Raw genomic sequence first — 18,235 nt, forward strand, 5'->3', positions numbered from 1 at the left:
GATTTCCTTCCCTATAAAGTTTCTACTCTTACACTAGTTCCTTTGCCAGAAGGCTCGGACGGCTCAACAATCAAACGTTTTGGCAGGCGAGCACGAAGTTCTTGCACGTGACTGATGACTCCAATTGATAAATTATTGGACTGAAGTTTTTCAAGCGCTGTTACCACGGTATCAAGAAGCTCTCCATCAAGCGTTCCAAATCCTTCATCTAAAAAGAAAAACTGCAGCGGATACTCTCCTCTTAGCTGAATTTGTGCAGATAATGAAAGGGCCAAAGCCAGGGAAGTTAAAAACGTCTCTCCACCAGATAAAGTTGAAACCGGACGTTTTACGCCTCCATTTGCATCATCTCTCATAATAAAGCCGCCTTGGGAATCAACTTCAATCGCATAGCGCTGACGTGTTAATATACCCAGACGCTCTGAAGCATCTCGGCTAACGGACATCAGCTGTTCTTCAGCAATATATTCCACGAAAGCATTTCCTTTAAATACTGTTTGAAGCTTTTGATACTGTTCAAATAACGCTTGTTTTTCTTCACGGTCCTGTTCAAGCACTAAAAATCGCTCATGCCGTTCTTTGACGCTTTTTAACGTTTGCTCAGCTGCTCCCTTGAGCTGAACCGCTTCTTTCACAGCCGCTTTTATATCATGAAGCAGCTGCTGAGTTTCTTCAAATTGGTGCTCTTCTATGGACTGGTGATTCAGCTGAATATTTAACTGTTCAATTGATGACTTCATCTGTTTTATATTGTCCCAATAAGCCTGAACAGTTTCATCCAACAATTTCATCTCATCATGTGATAACAAAGCTTGCTGAACTTCTTTTCCTTCGCTGAATAAAGAATTCCCTACCGCTTCTTCCCATTTTTCAGCTACCTTTTTATACTGGATATGAGCTGTTTCTAGGGACTCGCTCGCCGCTTTTTCATCCATTTGCAGCGTTTGATACGCTTTTTGAACAGTCTGCCAATGTTGATATGCCTGCTGTTCATTCGTCTCTAACTCCGCAAGTAAAAGAACTGTTTTTTGCAGCGTCTGTTCAATATCTTCTTGATCTGTAAGCGTACGCAAGCGTTCAATTTGCGAGTGAACAAGAGATTGTTTATGAGACAGCATTGCTTTTAATTCTGTAAATTCTTTTTCGCCCGCATATTTCTCTTCTTTTAGACGTTCGATTTTCTTTTGCTGATTTTCAAAAAATACGCTGCTTTTTTCAATTCGAGCCTTTATTGTCTGCTCTTCTTTTTCTCTTTCAGTCAGCTTTTCATTAATTTTTTCCATCTCTTCAAATACAAAGGAAGGATAGTCTTGTTGAAAAGCTTCTTTTCCTGCTTGTAGCGCCTGTTTTTGCTGATTTATCTTTCCTTCTAATTCAGCTTGTTCTTTTTGATAATGAGCAAGCTCTAATTCAATCTTTTCAAGACTTTGCTGGACCTTTTGTATCTGCCCAAGAATTGCTTGCTGTTTTTCACTTACCTGCAAATAATCCTGCTCAAGAGATTTGATTTCAACTTCTATTTTCTTAGCATAATGCCCAAAGGCATCTGTATCCATTTCTCCTAAAGCAGGAACTTCGCCAGCTTCATTCATAAACTCAGCTAACTCAGGTATTTTTTCAACAAGAGGTTTAGCTAGCTGTTCAAGCTGCATTTTGAGCGACGAATAGCTAAATCGCTGTTCACGCAACTGATTAACTTGATCTTCGAACTGATCCGCTGATTCAGTTGTGACGTCACCTTCTTGTTGGTGTAACACGGGGTTAGGGTGATGCTCAGAGCCACAAACCGGACAAGGCTCTCCTTGGGTCAGCTGCTCGGCTAATTGATGAGCCAGACGGCGTGACCATTCTTTTTCTTTGCGTCTTTTTAGATCGCTCATTAAACGATCTGCTTGTTGAAAAAGCTGCTGAAACTCTTTTTCCCGCTCACATACAGTGTGATACAAGCCTTGAATATCTGAAAATAACCCTTTACTTTGTTCTATTGTTTGCTGATCTCTCTCTTTGTGTGTTTGTTTTTGTGTGTACAAATGCTTAAGCTGTTCGGCTTTTTCTTTATACGTTTTTTGACCTTCATCTAGGTTTTTTTTATCGTTATTCCATACTTGATAACGGTAAAATGCTTGCTGAACAGCCTGCCGATAATCAGGTTGAATCTCCACTTTTGTTAATGTTTCCTTTAACTCTTTTTGAAGAGTCAAACCTTGCTGATACCGCTGATCCGCTTCCATTAATTCATCATTTTTCGTTTGAATTGCCTGCTGCTTTTTCTGAAGAGAAACTTCCGCTTCTTTTATTTCTTGCTGACCTTCTTTAATTTGTTTTTGAAGATCAGAAGCTTGTTGAAGCTGTTCTTTTTGAACAACCAATTTGGGCTGCTGTTCATTTTTTTGTAAGCGAGCCTGCTCATATAAGTTATTTGAGCGCTTATATTCCTCACTTTTTTGAACAATTTGTGCTTTTAATTTTTCTACTTTATCTTCATAAAGCTTCTGCTGTTTTTCAGCTTGTTCAAATGTTTCTAAATAGGGAAAAAGACGTTCTGCCTGCTGAGCTTTCGTCAGCACATCTTGCTTTTGTTTAATCTCCTCTTCCTGCTTAGAAGCATGCACTAGTTTTTCTTCTAGCATTGTTTTTTCCTGCTGCGCTTTCCAAAGAGACGCCTGCTGATCGTATCTTTCCTGCAAATCAGACGCTTCTTTTTCTCGTTTTTCCAAAAGTACAATGCTATCACTTACAAGCTGCTGGGCTTCCGCTACTTTTTCTGTTGAAGCTTCACCTAATCCCGTTTGTTCTGCCGTAATCTTATCTAGGTCTGTTTTTAGCTGCTGAACTTGATAGCGTATTTTCTTACTAAGCTGATCTCCGTACTGCTCGAGATTAAAAAGACGCTGCAGCATTTGACGGCGCTCCGTCCCTTTTAATGATAAAAACTCTGCAAACTTTCCCTGTGGTAATACAACAGCTCTTGTAAAATCATCAATAGTTAAACCGAGAAGTTCCTGTACCTGCTGATTTACATCATTCGTTTTATCTGCTAATACGTACGTTTCATCTTCGATTTCAATCAATCGACTTGAAGCTGATTTCACACGCAGTTCATCCGTTCGTTTGAAGCTTCGTTCAACAGTATAGCGTTTTTTATGACTAGCGTTTTCCAGCTCGAACGTAAACGATACTTTCAGTTCATTTTCCCCGTGATTTAAAATTCCTTGTGTATTATTTGCTGCACGCTCTACTTTTCCGTATAAAGCTAGTGTAATGGCATCCAAAATGGAGGATTTCCCGCTTCCTGTAGGACCAAATATTCCGAAAACACCGCCTGAACACAGCGCTTCAAAGTCGACAGTTTGTTTTTCTCTAAAACTGTGAAGCCCCGAAACGGTCAAGTTAATAGGTTTCATTTTTCATCCTCCTTTCCCGATACTTCTTCATCGTTAATCAAGGTTAAAAACAGTTTGACTAATTCATCATCAGGTGCCCCTCCGCCGGTTTGCCTGCTGTAGAACTTTGTAAACAGTTCTTCGATCGGCACTTCTCGCTGTGAACGTGTTTCAAGTGCTAGTTCTTCTGCTTTGAATACTGGACGGATATGAATAAAGCCTGGATGAAGCTTGCGAAGACGATGGATTTCTTCTAATGAAAGTGCATCTTCTACGTGAACTTCTAAATCAACCCATGCCTGCGCATCTTTCTGTTCATCAAGCCACGTATATACTTCTAGCAGTCCGTTTTTTGCTTTCCAACGTGTCAAAGGCTTTCCGCTGGATAATGGAATTTCGGTCATTTCGACCTCTTTTCCTGGCTGAGCGTCTAAAATGGTAACAGACTTTGCATAGCCTGACTCTGAAAAGCTATAGGCAAGAGGTGACCCAGAATATCTTGCAAGGGTGCTGGCGCGATTGATCATTTGCGGGCGATGCAAATGTCCTAGAGCTACATATTGAGCATTAGCAGGTAAACTAGTTGCCGCCACCGTATAAGCTCCTCCTACTTCAATTGGACGTTCTGAGTCCGTTGAACTTCCCCCTGCTACGTAAATATGACTCATGGCAATATTAACGGTATCTGTTGTGAACTGCTCACTCATTTTATCAAAAATACCTTTTACTCTGGCATCATATGAGTTTCGAAGAGCCAGCTCATCATTTTCTTCTGCTAACAGTTCCTTTAACCTTGATTCAGATGGGTAAGGAAGAGCCGCAACCTTTAACACTTCATCTGATGTAGGAATGTGAATGCTTTCTACATCGGTAGTAGGCAAACCAAGAAGCGTAATATTTTGATGAACAGCTAATGGAGAAGCCGCCGACAGCCGATCTGGGTTGTCATGATTACCTGCAATAACAATAATCGGACGTTTTCCATTGTTGCTCAACCTAGACATACTTTCGTAAAAAAGCTGCTCTGCCGCTGCTGGAGGGTTAACCGTATCAAAGGCATCTCCCGCCATGAGAATAGCATCTATCTTTTCTTCTTCCACAATGTCTGCCAGTTCATCTAAAAACTGTGCTTGCTCAGCTAGACGGCTTCGACCTTCTAACGTTCGCCCCAAATGCCAATCCGCTGTATGTAATAAACGCATGTTACTCTCTCCTTATTGGTGAAAAAGAAGAAGACTATCGCCTTCTTCTTTTTTTATATTTCAACAGCATGTCCACCATCTAAAAAGTACAGATAGCGATGCTGCACAGGTTGTTTTACAATCCGCTCAATGGCCTTTGCGTAAAGCTCTAACTGAATGCGGTATCTGTCAATTAGAAATGGTTTTGCTCGTTCAAAATCCCCTTGAAAACGATCCGAAATGTTATCGGTTTTAAAATCAAGTAAAACGAGACCTTCTTCCGTTTCATACAAACAATCAATAATACCTTGCACTAAAATTGTTTCGTCTTCCTGCTCCCAATGATCATAGATTTCTTTAGCGGAGACACCTAAACTAAAAGGCATCTCTCTATAAAGCGTGCGAGCCGTTCGAATACCTTGTGCAATGTCACTGTCTAAAAAGTCTGCTACATCATTTGCATCAACAGCATCCGCTTGTTCTTGCGTCAATAATTCTTTGGTAACCATTGATTGAATAAAGTCTTGAACCATTTCAAGGGTATAAGCTTTATTTAATGGAAGCTGCTGCATAACGGCATGTGTAGCTGTTCCTCTTTCAGCTCCTGTGAGAGATTTCTCTTGAAGAAACAGCGGACGATTTTCAAGAGGTGCTTTAGATCCCCGAATGAGATCGTCGCTTCCACCTGCGTCCGTCAGCTGCTGCTGCCTTTTTAGTTCAGAAACAGATTGCTTCGAACGATGAACGGAAGCTACACGATAATCATAAGACCAATTTAAGCGTCTATACACTTCGTCTTTATAATCGCTCGATTCTGAAACTGGCTCATGCTTTTGAAGAGCGTTTAAAAGCTCTTCATGATGCTGCTGCTCTTCAAGAGGCTGCTCGGCTAAATCATCTGCTAATAACGTTGAAAGTTTCCAGCTTGAAGCATGCTGATGAATCACCTTGGCCGGCTGGACCTCTCCTTCAACCATATGACTAACATTTTGGTGACGGATTAAAGAAGGTCCAATCCAGTCTAAATAACATTTTGCATCTCTTCTCACGTGAGCTGGAAGCGTCCAATCTTCATGTGCCATAACGGAGCTCCATTGTCTGAGCTTTTCTGGTGCATCTTTTACTGTTCCGACTAAAATAAGTTTTTCTTTCGCACGCGTCAAAGCTACGTATAATACCCGCATTTCCTCTGCCATGCTTTCTTTTTTCATTTTTTTCTTCATGGTCTGCTGAAGAAGAGTAGGGTACGTAATACGCAGTTTTGGATCAATATATTTAGATCCAAAACCTAGTTCTTTATCGAGTAAATATGCTTTATTCAAGTCCATTAAGTTAAACTGACGAGCAAGACCAGCTACAAAAACAACAGGAAACTCAAGACCTTTACTGCTGTGGATCGTCATCAAACGCACCACATCTTCTTGTTCTCCCAGTGCTCGAGCAGCTCCTAAATCGTTCCCTCGGTCCTGCATGCGTTCAATAAAACGTAAAAATCGAAACAGACCTCTAAATGAAGTTGCCTCGTACTGGCGAGCGCGATCGTAAAGAGCACGTAAATTGGCTTGACGCTGTTTCCCGCCAGGAAGTCCGCCAACAAATTCAAAGAAACCCGTATCGCGGTAAATTTGCCATACCAGTTCTGACAAAGAGCTTTGTCTAGCTTGTGTTCTCCATGCTTTTAACTGCTCATAGAAATACTTTACTTTATCGCGAAGTTCTTCATCATCTGAAGCCGCTAAGTACGTTTTTAACGCATCGTAATACGTTCCTTTCTTTTGCTCTGCTCTCAGTGTAGCTAACTCTTCATCTGAAAGCCCTACTACCGGTGAGCGAAGAACAGAAGCTAACGGAATGTCTTGATGCGGGTTATCTACTACTTTTAATAAAGACATCATAATCATCACTTCAGTAGCATCAAAATAACCTGTCGATAAATCGGCATAAATGGGCACGCCTTCTTGCTTAAATTCATCCATAATCTGCGCAGCCCAAGGCATAGAACGAAGCAAAATAACAAAGTCACGATACGTCACATTTCTCATGATATCAAGCTTGCGATCATATATTTGAAAGCGGTTTTGAACGAGTTCTTTGATTTTACGCGCCATTGCTCTTGCCTCTAACTGAGCCGTTTCAAGCTCTGCTTCTGAAAAAGCGACGAGAGAAGAATCCGATTCTTCTTCCCCTCCTTCTTCTACATTTTCTTTTGCAATGAGCAGAAGCTCCGTTTCCATTCCTTCCGCTTTTGGATACGATGCTCCTAATTTTAAAGAAGCATCATCGTCATATGCAATTTCTCCTACTTCTTCATCCATCAGCTGATTAAAAATAAAGTTTGTAGCATCAAGCACTTGAGAACGACTGCGGAAGTTTTTATTCAAATCGATACGTTTTCCGAACTGGCGACCATCTTGTGTAAAGCGCTTGTACTTTGTTAAAAACAAAAATGGCTCCGCTAAACGAAAGCGGTAAATGGATTGTTTTACATCTCCAACCATAAATAAATTCCCTTGTTCTTCACTATCTCTCGTCACTAATTTAATCAGTGTTTCTTGAACCATATTTGTATCTTGATATTCGTCAACAAGCACCTCTTCAAACTGAGTACGATATTTTTGGGCAATGGACGAAGGCTTAAGCACTCCATCTTCTTTTACACTCAAGATTTGCAGGCAATAATGCTCTAAATCAGAAAAGTCCACTAACCCTTTCTCTTTTTTCATATGTTCATATCGTTCACCGAAGCGCTGAACTAAAAAGATTAGCGTTTCAATAACGGGTTTCATTTTCTCAAAATCAGCCATGTAGCCGTGCAAAGGCCTAGAAAACAAATCAGCATGAAGTTTTTCAAGACTTGTTTTAGCTTTTTTGCGAAGCTCTCCGAAATCATCTAAAAGCTGCGAGTCGTATGCTTCTCCTTTACATGGCTTTAAACGAGTAAAATTCAAATTCTGCATTTCCTCATGCAAATCAGCAAAAGAATGCTTAGAAGCACTGATCAGCCGATGAATTTGAGCCAGGTCTTCCTCTGCATTAACGGCGCGAGGAGCAGGCCCTCCTGGCAGCTTTGTTAACTCTAAGCCCTGTTTTAAAATCGACTCAATGCCCATCAGCTGCGTTGTTACTTCTTGTAAAAGAAAAGATAGAAACGGAAGTGAATCAATAGAAGAGTCTTCTGTCACATCATATTGACTCACGATCATTTCAAGCCAGCCGTTTGGGTCAGGGTTAGATCTTGCAAAGTCATACAGCTTTCTTACCATAAGCTGAATATCTAAGTCATTTCTGTCACTTGTATAACGATCAATTAAATCAAAGAATCGCTCGTTCTGTTCAATACTGTACTGTTCTTCAAACAATTCTTCTAATACTTCTTCACGCAGAAGATCGGCTTCCGTATCATCTGCAATCCGAAAACCAGGGTCTACATCAATCAAATAATAATACGTTCGAATGACTTCTAAACAAAAAGAATGGAGTGTAGAAATCGACGCACGGTTTAATAAATTAAGCTGTCTGCGCAAGTGCAAAGAAGATGGATTCTTTTTTAACTCTTTTTCCAATGCTTCTCCAATTCGATTTCGCATTTCGGCTGCAGAAGCATTTGTGAACGTAGCAACGAGTAATCTATCAACATCGATTGGCTCATCACCCATCGTAATCTTTTTAATAATACGTTCAACTAAAACCGCTGTTTTTCCTGAGCCAGCCGCCGCGGCTACTAATATATCTTGACCGGATGAAACAATGGCGTTCCACTGATCATCCGTCCACTGGGAGTCGGCCGGTTTTACGTGTATATCTTCACTCATCTCGTTTGGCCTCCTCTCGAATTTTATCTAAAATAACACTTTGACTCTCTGTACTAAGCTGACGATATTCGTTGTTTTCCATTGATTCATCGAACTGACAAATTGAGCGGTATTCACAAAACGCACATGGTGTTTTATCTTTTAGTTTATAAGGCGAAATATCAATTTTCCCATTTGTAATCTCTGTACCTGCCTCCACAAATTTACCTCGCACATACTGACGGAGATGTGTAAAATCTTCTTCGCTCGCAACCGAAGAATTGGAATAAAAGCCCCCTGTCTTTTTAATGCCAGCTGATATAACCTGTGAGTGCCCTGATTCTAACGTTTCGTCCATTAACCTTACTGCTTCCTCGTCTCCTACAAGCAGTCCCTTCATTTTAAACTTCTTGAAGATTTCAGCTTCAATTTGATCAGGCTGTAATGCTTTAGTACTGTTGATCATTGGATTATGAACGTGGAAATAAAGAACGCCAGCAGGCAATGCTCCTCTATTATCATGAAGAAGCTGTTCAGCATACGTCACGACTATGTCTAAATAAGCTAAAATTTGAAGAGATAAACCGTAGTACACTTCCACTAAGTTTAATGCTTTATCGCTTGATTTATAGTCGACAATACGCAGTAAAAGTCCTTTTGAGCTTTCCGCTTTATCTACCCTGTCAATTCGGCCAACGAGTTCCATCGTATGGCCATTTGGCAGTGTGAACTGCATAGAAGGCAGCTCTGCACTAGGTCCAAATCCAAGCTCCAATCCAACGGGAACAAAGCCGCTCATCTTAGCGTGCTCACTTAACACAAGCGACGCACGTTCAATAATTTGCTGCAGCTTATGTGTTAAATAGTGGTGGCGATTCGAGCTCAATAAAATCTCATTTTGCAAGCGCGGAGCAAGCTCATGCACTGCAGCCGTAGAAAGCTGCTGACAGTCTTTTCTCGTTAAGTTCTTCCATTCTTTTTGACCGCCGCGAAGTTCGTCTGAAATCATTTTCAACGCCGCGTGAAATAACTCGCCTATGTCAGGAGCCGCCAATTTGAAAACTTTTCGTTCTTTAAGCTTGAGCCCGTGAGAAGCAAAATGCGCATATGGACAGGCTTCAAATTTTTCCATTCTCGATACGCTTGCTTGAATATGCCTTCCATAAAGACGCTGACTCGTTTTCTTTGTTAACCGTTTTGCTTCATTTTGATAAAATAAGCTGCTTAGTACTTTCTCACTGTATGAGTTCCAATCTGGATTTTCCACATAAAAATTATACACATCCCACCAAGCGGAACTCATCGGATAATGGCGTTTCCATCCTTGCAGCTGGCTGGCTAAATGCGCGATGCTCGTTAAAGGATTTGTAATATAATCAACTTGCTTTTCTTCTTCTAAATCTGTAGGTTCCGTCATTAACAGTTTTTCCTGCAGGAGCGGAAATAGCTCTTTTACTCGATTAATAACGAGGGAAGGCAGCAGGGTCTTCCCTTCCTCATTGGCAAGAGGATACGAAACATAAAGTTTTTCCGAAGAGCTGGAAAGTGCTAAATAAATGAGAAATTGTTCGTCAAACAGCTTTTGTCTTCCGGTTGGCGCAAGTAATAAACCTGATTCAAGCAGCTGCTCTCTCTCCTTCTCAGATAACAGGCCATCGCTTTTTGGTTTAGCTGGAATCACACCGTCATTTACACCTAACACAAAGCTTGCTTTGATATCGGATAAACGCGAACGCTCAAAACTTGCCACAACCACTTGATCCAGTGCAGGCGGAACAAGTGCAAACTGCATGCTGTCAAGCCCTGTCTCAAATAGATCTGCAAACAAAGAAATCGATACTTTCTCTTCTCCCATCATTTCAACAAACTGATCAAATAAGTGAAGAATTGCTTTCCATACCTGCTCGTGCTCTCTTGCTTCTTGAAGCTTTCCTTCTTCTTCACATCGATTGCGCAGCGCTTCTATCTTTTGTGGAATATCTAAATTCGTTAAAAAACGATAGAGCGCTTCTGCTTTTTCTTTTCCTATTTTCCCTTGTTTTATTTTTTGCTGAAGCGAATAAATAGGAGGAACAATCATATTTTTTAATTCATTTATTTTTTGCTCAAAAGCAAGCTCTTCGTCCGTTTTCCCAAGGTTCATGTCTTCAAGTGAACGATATTTTCTGTAGGTAAATGGTTCCTTACTCGTCCACTTAGATCCTTGAATACCGTAAGCAAGTACATAATTTTCTAATTCATCCATCTCTTCGCGAAGCTGGTGCACATCAGATGACAAAGGAAATAAAAGATCTGTTTTCACTGCTCGAAAGATGGTTTCATACCGCCATGACCCGCTTACCACCTCTAAGACTGAGCGAACAAATTCAACGAGTGGATGGTGAAACATCGCTCGCTTTTGGTCAATAAAGTACGGAATTTCATAATCTTGAAAAATGGTTTGAAGCAAGTCATGGTAGTCTTCTGCATTTCTAACAATCAAGGCAATATCACGGTAGCGATAGCCGCGATCGCGCACAAGTGAAAGCACTTCTCTTGCAATCCCTTCAACTTCTGCTCTTCGGCTAACAGCCGGCAGCAGCTGAATGTGCTCGGGCTCTGACTGAAATTCCGGCGTTGGCCGTTCATCGTAATATCGTTCTAAATAGGCAAGCTCTGGACTGTTTTGATGCCTTTTTTGTTCGTTAAATACGATTGGCTCTTGAATCTCTATACCGTTTTCAGCCGCCAGGCCCATTATTTCTTGGTACGTTTCGCTCGTTAATCGAAACAAGTGCAAGTCATTTGGAATAAAATCTTGATATGAATAATCAGAAGTCACCGCTATTTTTACTTCTCTACAAACTTTCATCAGCTCTACTAATACGGTTAATTCTTGAGGAGTATAGTGATGAAATCCATCTACATAAATCGTTGCTTGAGCAAGATAGCCAGAAGACGCTACTTTTTCACTCAGCAGCTTCAAATAGTCTTCTCCATCTACATATTTCGTCATCAGCTGTTTTTCTAATTCTCCGTAAATGAGATGTAAATCATGTAATTTATCAGCAAGGACTTTCTCATCTTCTGCTTGAAGCTTTTTCTTCATCTCTTCGAGAGACGGGGCATCTACTGTGTACTGTTTAAATTCTTTAACCATTTTTTCCAGTTCTTCAATAAACCCTGCTTGTTCTGAAGAATTCGCAAACAGTCGAAGCTCTTCTTTTTGATGTTCGATAATTTTTTTAAGCATCATATGAATACCTGTTTGATCCACATGATAGCGGCTAATACCTCCAACTTCTTGCAGGATACGCCATGCAAGACGTGTAAAACTATAAACTTGAGCACGCATCATGCCTTCTAACCCAGGTGTTTGAACAAGCGCATACTCCGACTGAAATGTCATCTGTTCAGGTACAATATAAATAAGTGGATGCCCAAGCGGAGCATTTAACAGCTCTTGGCGCATGCTATTTAAAAGATATTCCGTTTTCCCGCTTCCTGAACGTCCTAATAAAAACTGTAGCCCCACGTTTTCACCCCTTCATTTTTTTCTCTATGTTTTCATTTGTTTAAGTACAAAATGGATAAACGCCACGTAAACACGTGACGCAGTCGTCAAAATTTTATAGTGATAATCATCTAAATCTCTCTATCTCTCTCCTTATTATTTTACTGAACTTGCAGACAAAATTCCACTTTGCCGATATGTGAAATGCTGGATGCAACAAAAAAACTTTTCAGTAGTCAAAAGACCACTGAAAAGTTTTAGAAAAGCGAATTATTTTCTACTTTTACATCATGATTCCACCATCTACATGAAGTGTTGTACCGTTAATATAGTTGGACTCATCAGATGCTAAATACAGATAAGCATAACCAATGTCAGAAGGCTGACCTAGTCTTTGTAAAGGAATAGTGGATTTCATTTGATCAATGATTTTGTCTGGCATCGCCTTCACCATATCCGTCTCAATAAACCCGGGAGCTACAGCGTTTACATTAATTCCTTTTCGTCCCAGCTCTTTAGCCCATGTTTTTGTCATTCCTACTACGCCTGCCTTTGTCGCCGCATAGTTTGTTTGACCAACATTTCCATATACGCCAGATACCGAAGATGTGCTAATAATTTTCCCTTTACCTTGAGCAATCATATGCGGTACCACTGCTTGTGTACAGTGAAAAACGCCTGTAAGGTTTACGTTGATTACTGCTTGAAAATTTTCAACTGATAATTTGGTTAGCATTCCATCTCTGGTGATACCCGCATTGTTAATTAAAATATCTATTTTAGAGTAGCGTTTCACTACTTCTTCTACCATTGCATCTACACTGTCTCGATCCGCTACGTTCACTTGAAAAAATGCTACATCTCCGCCTTCTTCTTTTAGCTGAGCTGCTCGTTCTTCTCCCGTTTTTGCATCGTAGTCAACCATAGCGACCTTTGCACCCTCTTGTGCGAATATTCGAGAAGCTTCGAATCCTAATCCATTTGCTGCACCCGTAATAATTGCCACTTTATCTTTTAATCTCATGTCACCCGCGCTATAAGACGCTTACTAACAACGATTAATCAGCAAGTCGCTTGAATCTCAGTAGCGCATTCCCCTCCTCAAAACGACGCCAAGCACGTCTTAATGATCATTTGGTGCTTTTCTAGTAATGATCCCTCTACTTACATCTTAGTAGTCAAGCTCAAAAATCATTCATATAATTTTTAAGAAAACGTTTTGAAATACATGAGGTGATAATACATGTTGAGAAAAAACACGTATATCTCTAGAAAACAAAGGGTTCATTACTTAGGTGCAACTAGGAATAGACGTCTAATTTATTCCCAGTTTTTTCTTTTATTTTAGCATATTTCTCACAATTGATAAACAAAAAACTTGTTCATTACTGGACAGATACCCTGTATATGCATTGTTCTGCCAACCGAATAAACAGACAAATAACTTCTTTAAGAAAAATTTTAAGATCTTTTCAAAAATGCTGTTGTATCCCTATAAGAAAAGGCTTTTCTATAGTTTACAATACCCCTTTTGGCTGTATGTATAACAAAAGACTGCCTATTAAAAAGCAGTCTTTCATCACTATTTGTTATATATAAACAAACTATTTGTCATACTGTTTCACTTTAGATTTTTCATTTAATCTTCGTTCAATTTGTTTTCCAACAAGCCATAGAACAAAAATGATGACTAAAACAAGTACTGCTTTTAGAGGCTGTTTCACAAATGAAACAAAATCGGCCCCAATAAAGCTCATCATAAATATCATCACCATTTTACCGGCTAATACAGCAAGCATAAACTGAGCCATACTAACACGTGATAGTCCTGCTACTACATTAATTGCCGAAGACGGGGTAAAAGGGAAACAAAGCATAATAAACAGCGGTCCGAACCCGTGTCTTTCTACCCAAATCATGATCTTTCGAATTTGCGCATGCCGGCTGATGAAATGTAAAAACCTCGCCTGTCCATATTTTCTAAAAATCAAAAAGACAAGCAGTGATCCAACGCAGCTGCCAACCCATGAAATTAAAAAGCCTAACCATAAGCCAAAAGCGGCAGCATTGGCCATTACAAACGCAAAAAGCGGCAAGATAGGGATAAACGCTTCTAAAATAGGCAACAGCAGCCCTGGAATGATTCCAAATGATTGATATTGTTTTAATAACTCGAGGACGCCGTCTAACGTCAAATAATGCTTTAATGTTTCAAAATCCATCGAATGTTCTCCTTATTTAAACAACTGTGCTACTTTTCACTTATTGTACTACTTTCCTTTACCAAACAAAAGTTTTACAGCGTTTTACCTTTCCTGTCCTTTTACGCTTGCCATACGGCCTTTATTTACACATACATATTTGGTTGAACAGCCATGCACTTTTTACTGAGACTGTTTTAAATAACGTTTAAACCAGCTTGTTAAATATTTTAGTCTCGCCGTTCGTAAATTAGGCTTACCGCTTCTAGAAAGTTCATGATTAGACTGAGGAAAACGAATAAATTCTACTTCTTTATCTTTTCTTTTCAGGGCCACATAAAGCTGTTCAGCTTGTTCAATTGGACATCTGTAATCCTGTTCGCTATGCAAGATTAACAGCGGTGTTTTAACATTCTCCGCTAAACGAAGCGGCGAGTGGTTCCAAAGTTTTTCCGGATTTTCATAAATATCAGCTTTTAATTCCCATTCGGTAAAATAATAGCCAATATCACTAACGCCGTAAAAACTTGTCCAATTTGAAATAGACCGTTGCGTTACCGCTGCTTTAAACCGATTTGTACTTCCTACAATCCAGTTTGTCATAAACCCTCCGTAGCTTCCTCCTGTTACGCCAAGCTTATCTTCATTAATATAAGAGTAGCGCTTCACTGCTTCGTCGGTCACTGCCATCAAATCCGTATAATCCATGCCTCCATAATCTCCTCGAACCGCATCTGTAAATGCTTGACCATATCCTCTGCCGCCTCTTGGATTAGAAAAGAGGATATTGAACCCTTTTGATGCAAGTACTTGGAATTCAAGCATAAATGTATGACCATACATAAGATGCGGACCTCCATGGATTTCTAAAATGGTTGGAGATACATCATTGGTAGCAGCAGCTTTTACTACCCAACTGTGGATATGTATACCGTCCGTAGAAGTCGCGTAAAAAGATTCTGCTTGTGTAAGCTGCACATGCTTTAAAAATGAGTCATTAACGTTTGTCAGCTTCACTAATTCCTCTGTTTTTAAATTTAGAGAATAAAGATCTCCGGGATGTGTAAATGTACTGATTGCCACGATAGCTTCCTCACAATTGGGAAGAACAGATACTGCATATACGTGAGCATTATCCATAAGTACAGAGTCTAACTTTCCATTCACATTTCCTTTATATATGCCTACAGAACCCTTTTCACTTACGACAAAATAAAATTCTTCATTACTGCCCCACATAATTCCCGCTGCGGTTCTTCCAAAGTGGAAATCTCCTGCTACCATATCTCCTATTTCTAAGTCTATACCAGCAGTGATACAAGCTGTTTTTTGGTTAGAGATCTGATAAATGTATATGTCATTCATTGAAGCCGATCCGTATGTACGTTCATTTCCAATGTATGCTATGTATGACCCATCCGGTGACCACGAAACTTGATGAAAATATCCTGTTTCTGCTGTAATAGATGTTACTTTTTTAGTCTCGCGATGCAAAATAAACACGTCCATAGTTAATGATAAATCCGGATTCTCTCCTCGGCTGCTGCAAAATACAATTGAGTTTGCATCAGGGGACCAGCACCCAACAGAGTGATGATAAGGTCCATCCGTTAAAAACGTCACTTCTTTGTTTTTAAGTTTAACGACGGCAACTTGAGCATATTCACCTTTTAAATAACCGCTAACATCGGATTTGTACAATAGACGCTCCACTTCGTAAGGCTGAGGATATTCATGATTTTGTTCAACTCTTACAGCTTTTTCTCCTACTTTTGTAGAAAACATAATTTCGTCACTATAAGGAGACCACACCGGATTACTAACGCCTTTTTCAAATTCTGTGAGTACTTCTGCTTCTCCTCCTGCCGCTGCTAATAGATAGAGCTGAACGGTCTGACTGCGATCGGATAAAAAAGCAATCCACTTGCCATCAGGAGACCATACTGGAGAATGATTGTTTCCTTTACAGTAGGTTAATTGCTTTGTTTTTTTCGTTTCAAGATCTAGCATAAATAGCTGCGTCTCATACGTGTTTTCTATTTTCTTCGTTTCTCGGACCGTATAAACTACACTTTTACCATCTGGGGAAATCTGAGGATTATACACAGACTTCAGTTCATACAAATCCTCTATCGTTACCGTACGCTTTTTTAAATGATTCAATTTCTTCGCCCCCAAGCACTCATTTTTAAACCAAATAGTCAATTGATAAAAACAAAAATAGCGTTTCCCTTTTACTTTATCATTTCTAAAAATAAAAATCTAAAAATTTAGAAAATTAGTTGTTTTTTCTCCTTTTAATCTATATAATAATAAAAAGGGTGCAGAGGTGATGAGGTATGAACAATGAAAAATCGTACACGGAAATGATGAAGTCCCTCGCTCGCAAGAAAAAAGTAATTGATACTGTGAGTATGTTGGATGTTTATATCGAAATGGTAATTGATGAATCGCTTTTTAAGCGTCAAAAAGAACTGTTAGAAACAAACATTAACACGGCATTAGATCAACGTGATGAAACTGCTTTTTATGAGCTATCAGCACAGTACCAATCCCTGCTTCAAACATCTACTTAATATTTCAGGAGCTTAATTCATATTAACGATTTATATGTACGTTTAACAGGCAGATCCTTTCTTCTCAGGAAGAACAGCTGTCTGTTAAATCGTGTTTACTACATAAAAAAAGATTCTTACACCTGTAAGAATCTTTTTTAGTAGAATCTTTCCTATGAGTGGACGTAACCGACCATTCCACTCATAGGTTTTTTTGTTATTTATGCGTCTGAAACTGCTCTTCTTCTGTGGAACCTTTTAAAGCTGTTGTAGAAGAAGTCCCACCAGAAACTACTTGTGCCACTTCATCAAAATAGCCCGTTCCTACTTCACGCTGATGTCTTGTAGCTGTATATCCATTTACTTCACTAGCAAACTCTCTTTCTTGTAACTCTGAATAAGCTGCCATTCCTCTTGTTTTATATCCTCGTGCCAGCTCAAACATGCTGTGGTTTAAAGCGTGGAAGCCAGCAAGCGTAACAAACTGGAACTTGTAGCCCATTTTTGCAATTTCTCTTTGGAATTTTTCAATCGTTTTCTTATCTAACTTTTTCTTCCAGTTGAAAGATGGTGAACAGTTATAAGCAAGCATTTTACCTGGGAATTTTTCATGAATAGCATCTGCAAATTTTTGTGCTTGTTCTAAGTTTGGTTCAGACGTCTCACACCATACTAGATCCGCATATGGCGCATATGCTAAGCCACGAGCAATAGCTTGATCGATTCCGGCTCTCGTGCGATAAAAACCTTCAGCGGTGCGTTCACCTGTAATAAACTGGCGATCTACAGGATCAACATCACTTGTAATTAAATCAGCGGCATCAGCATCGGTACGAGCAATCAGAAGTGCTGGAACCCCCATTACATCAGCAGCTAAACGAGCAGCAATCAAATTTTTCACAGCGGTTTGAGTTGGAAGCAATACCTTGCCGCCGAGATGACCACACTTTTTCTCAGAGGATAATTGATCTTCAAAGTGTACGGCAGATGCTCCCGACTCAATCATTCCTTTCATGAGTTCAAATACGTTTAACTGTCCTCCAAACCCTGCTTCTGCATCTGCTACAATTGGAGCAAAGTAATCGATATCCCCTTCTCCTTCTAAATGCTGAATTTGATCAGCACGCTGCAGCGCTTGATTGATTCGTTTCACAACATGGGGCACGCTGTTTGCCGGGTATAAACTTTGATCAGGATACATGTTTCCTGAAAGATTTGCATCTGCAGCTACTTGCCATCCGCTTAAGTAAATTGCTTTTAGCCCTGCTTTTACCTGTTGTACCGCTTGATTTCCTGTTAGAGCTCCTAAGGCATGAACGTATGGCTCTGTTTTTAATAAGTTCCAGAACTTTTCGGCTCCTCTTCTAGCAAGCGTATGTTCAATATCAATGGACCCTCTTAGCCCAATGACTTTTTCTGCAGAATATGGACGTTCAATTCCTTTCCAACGCTCATCGCTTTTCCAGTTCTCTTCAAGGTTTTTTACACGAATGTCTTTCATTCTTTATACCCCCTAATGAATTTAAAATTCTATATTCATAAAAATATAAAACGCAGCAGTTAGAATATGTCTGTTTCATGATGAAGTAAATTAGCAGCTTGCCATAATGTTAGCAAGAACGTAGATGAAA

General features: G+C 39.8%; 9 protein-coding genes. 1 reads left to right on the forward strand and 8 read right to left on the reverse strand.

All coding sequences use genetic code 11. The features are described 5' to 3' along the window. Positions 1-11 precede the first annotated feature (11 nt). The 7 genes from ACFX4W_RS29960 to ACFX4W_RS29990 all read right to left on the reverse strand — a co-directional run bounded on the left by ACFX4W_RS29960 (position 12) and on the right by ACFX4W_RS29990 (position 16,212). Entirely contained in the window at positions 12-3,404 is a 3,393-nt protein-coding gene (locus tag ACFX4W_RS29960; RefSeq protein WP_377560508.1) for an SbcC/MukB-like Walker B domain-containing protein, read from the reverse strand. Further along, positions 3,401-4,585 carry an exonuclease SbcCD subunit D gene (locus ACFX4W_RS29965; RefSeq protein WP_043980880.1) on the reverse strand — a complete coding sequence of 395 codons (1,185 nt, stop codon included), beginning with the start codon at positions 4,583-4,585 and terminating at the stop codon, positions 3,401-3,403. Before ACFX4W_RS29965 ends, ACFX4W_RS29960 begins: the two co-directional genes overlap by 4 nt. Before the next feature lie 53 nt (positions 4,586-4,638). Then, the gene (gene addA / locus ACFX4W_RS29970) at positions 4,639-8,376 is read right to left on the reverse strand and encodes a helicase-exonuclease AddAB subunit AddA (protein WP_043980878.1); all 3,738 of its coding nucleotides are present in this window, start codon (positions 8,374-8,376) and stop codon (positions 4,639-4,641) included. Continuing rightward, complete coding sequence (gene addB / locus ACFX4W_RS29975; RefSeq protein WP_043980876.1) at positions 8,369-11,869, reverse strand: helicase-exonuclease AddAB subunit AddB; 3,501 nt, start codon at positions 11,867-11,869, stop codon at positions 8,369-8,371. The genes addA and addB overlap by 8 nt, the downstream gene beginning before the upstream one ends. Before the next feature lie 262 nt (positions 11,870-12,131). Further along, positions 12,132-12,872: a 3-oxoacyl-ACP reductase FabG gene (gene fabG / locus ACFX4W_RS29980; protein ID WP_013055347.1), complete on the reverse strand. Its 741-nt coding sequence runs from the start codon at positions 12,870-12,872 to the stop codon at positions 12,132-12,134. A gap of 580 nt (positions 12,873-13,452) precedes the next feature. Further along, on the reverse strand, positions 13,453-14,070 hold the full coding sequence (locus ACFX4W_RS29985; protein WP_013081701.1) for a TVP38/TMEM64 family protein: 618 nt from the start codon (positions 14,068-14,070) through the stop codon (positions 13,453-13,455). Positions 14,071-14,232: 162 nt separating this feature from the next. After that, entirely contained in the window at positions 14,233-16,212 is a 1,980-nt protein-coding gene (locus ACFX4W_RS29990; protein WP_237074497.1) for a S9 family peptidase, read from the reverse strand. Between the two features lie 176 nt (positions 16,213-16,388). On the opposite strand from ACFX4W_RS29990, the gene ACFX4W_RS29995 reads away from it, so the two are divergent. Beyond that, positions 16,389-16,625 (forward strand): IDEAL domain-containing protein, encoded by a 237-nt coding sequence (locus tag ACFX4W_RS29995; protein WP_028412421.1) that lies wholly within the window; start codon positions 16,389-16,391, stop codon positions 16,623-16,625. A gap of 196 nt (positions 16,626-16,821) precedes the next feature. Here the strand turns inward: ACFX4W_RS29995 and aceA are convergent, their stop codons facing one another. Then, positions 16,822-18,105, reverse strand: coding sequence for an isocitrate lyase (gene aceA, locus ACFX4W_RS30000; RefSeq protein ID WP_043980871.1), 1,284 nt, complete (start codon positions 18,103-18,105; stop codon positions 16,822-16,824). Positions 18,106-18,235 lie beyond the last annotated feature (130 nt).

This window comes from Priestia sp. YIM B13489, assembly GCF_042787645.1.
GTDB lineage: Bacteria > Bacillota > Bacilli > Bacillales > Bacillaceae_H > Priestia > Priestia megaterium.

Bases quoted from the DNA above. Each gene is read 5' to 3' on its own strand.
- aceA (WP_043980871.1), bottom strand. From the start codon at position 18,105: ATGAAAGACATTCGTGTAAAAAACCTTGAAGAGAACTGGAAAAGCGAT.
- ACFX4W_RS29985 (WP_013081701.1), bottom strand. From the start codon at position 14,070: ATGGATTTTGAAACATTAAAGCATTATTTGACGTTAGACGGCGTCCTC.
- fabG (WP_013055347.1), bottom strand. From the start codon at position 12,872: ATGAGATTAAAAGATAAAGTGGCAATTATTACGGGTGCAGCAAATGGA.
- ACFX4W_RS29995 (WP_028412421.1), top strand. From the start codon at position 16,389: ATGAACAATGAAAAATCGTACACGGAAATGATGAAGTCCCTCGCTCGC.
- addA (WP_043980878.1), bottom strand. From the start codon at position 8,376: ATGAGTGAAGATATACACGTAAAACCGGCCGACTCCCAGTGGACGGAT.
- ACFX4W_RS29960 (WP_377560508.1), bottom strand. From the start codon at position 3,404: ATGAAACCTATTAACTTGACCGTTTCGGGGCTTCACAGTTTTAGAGAA.
- ACFX4W_RS29965 (WP_043980880.1), bottom strand. From the start codon at position 4,585: ATGCGTTTATTACATACAGCGGATTGGCATTTGGGGCGAACGTTAGAA.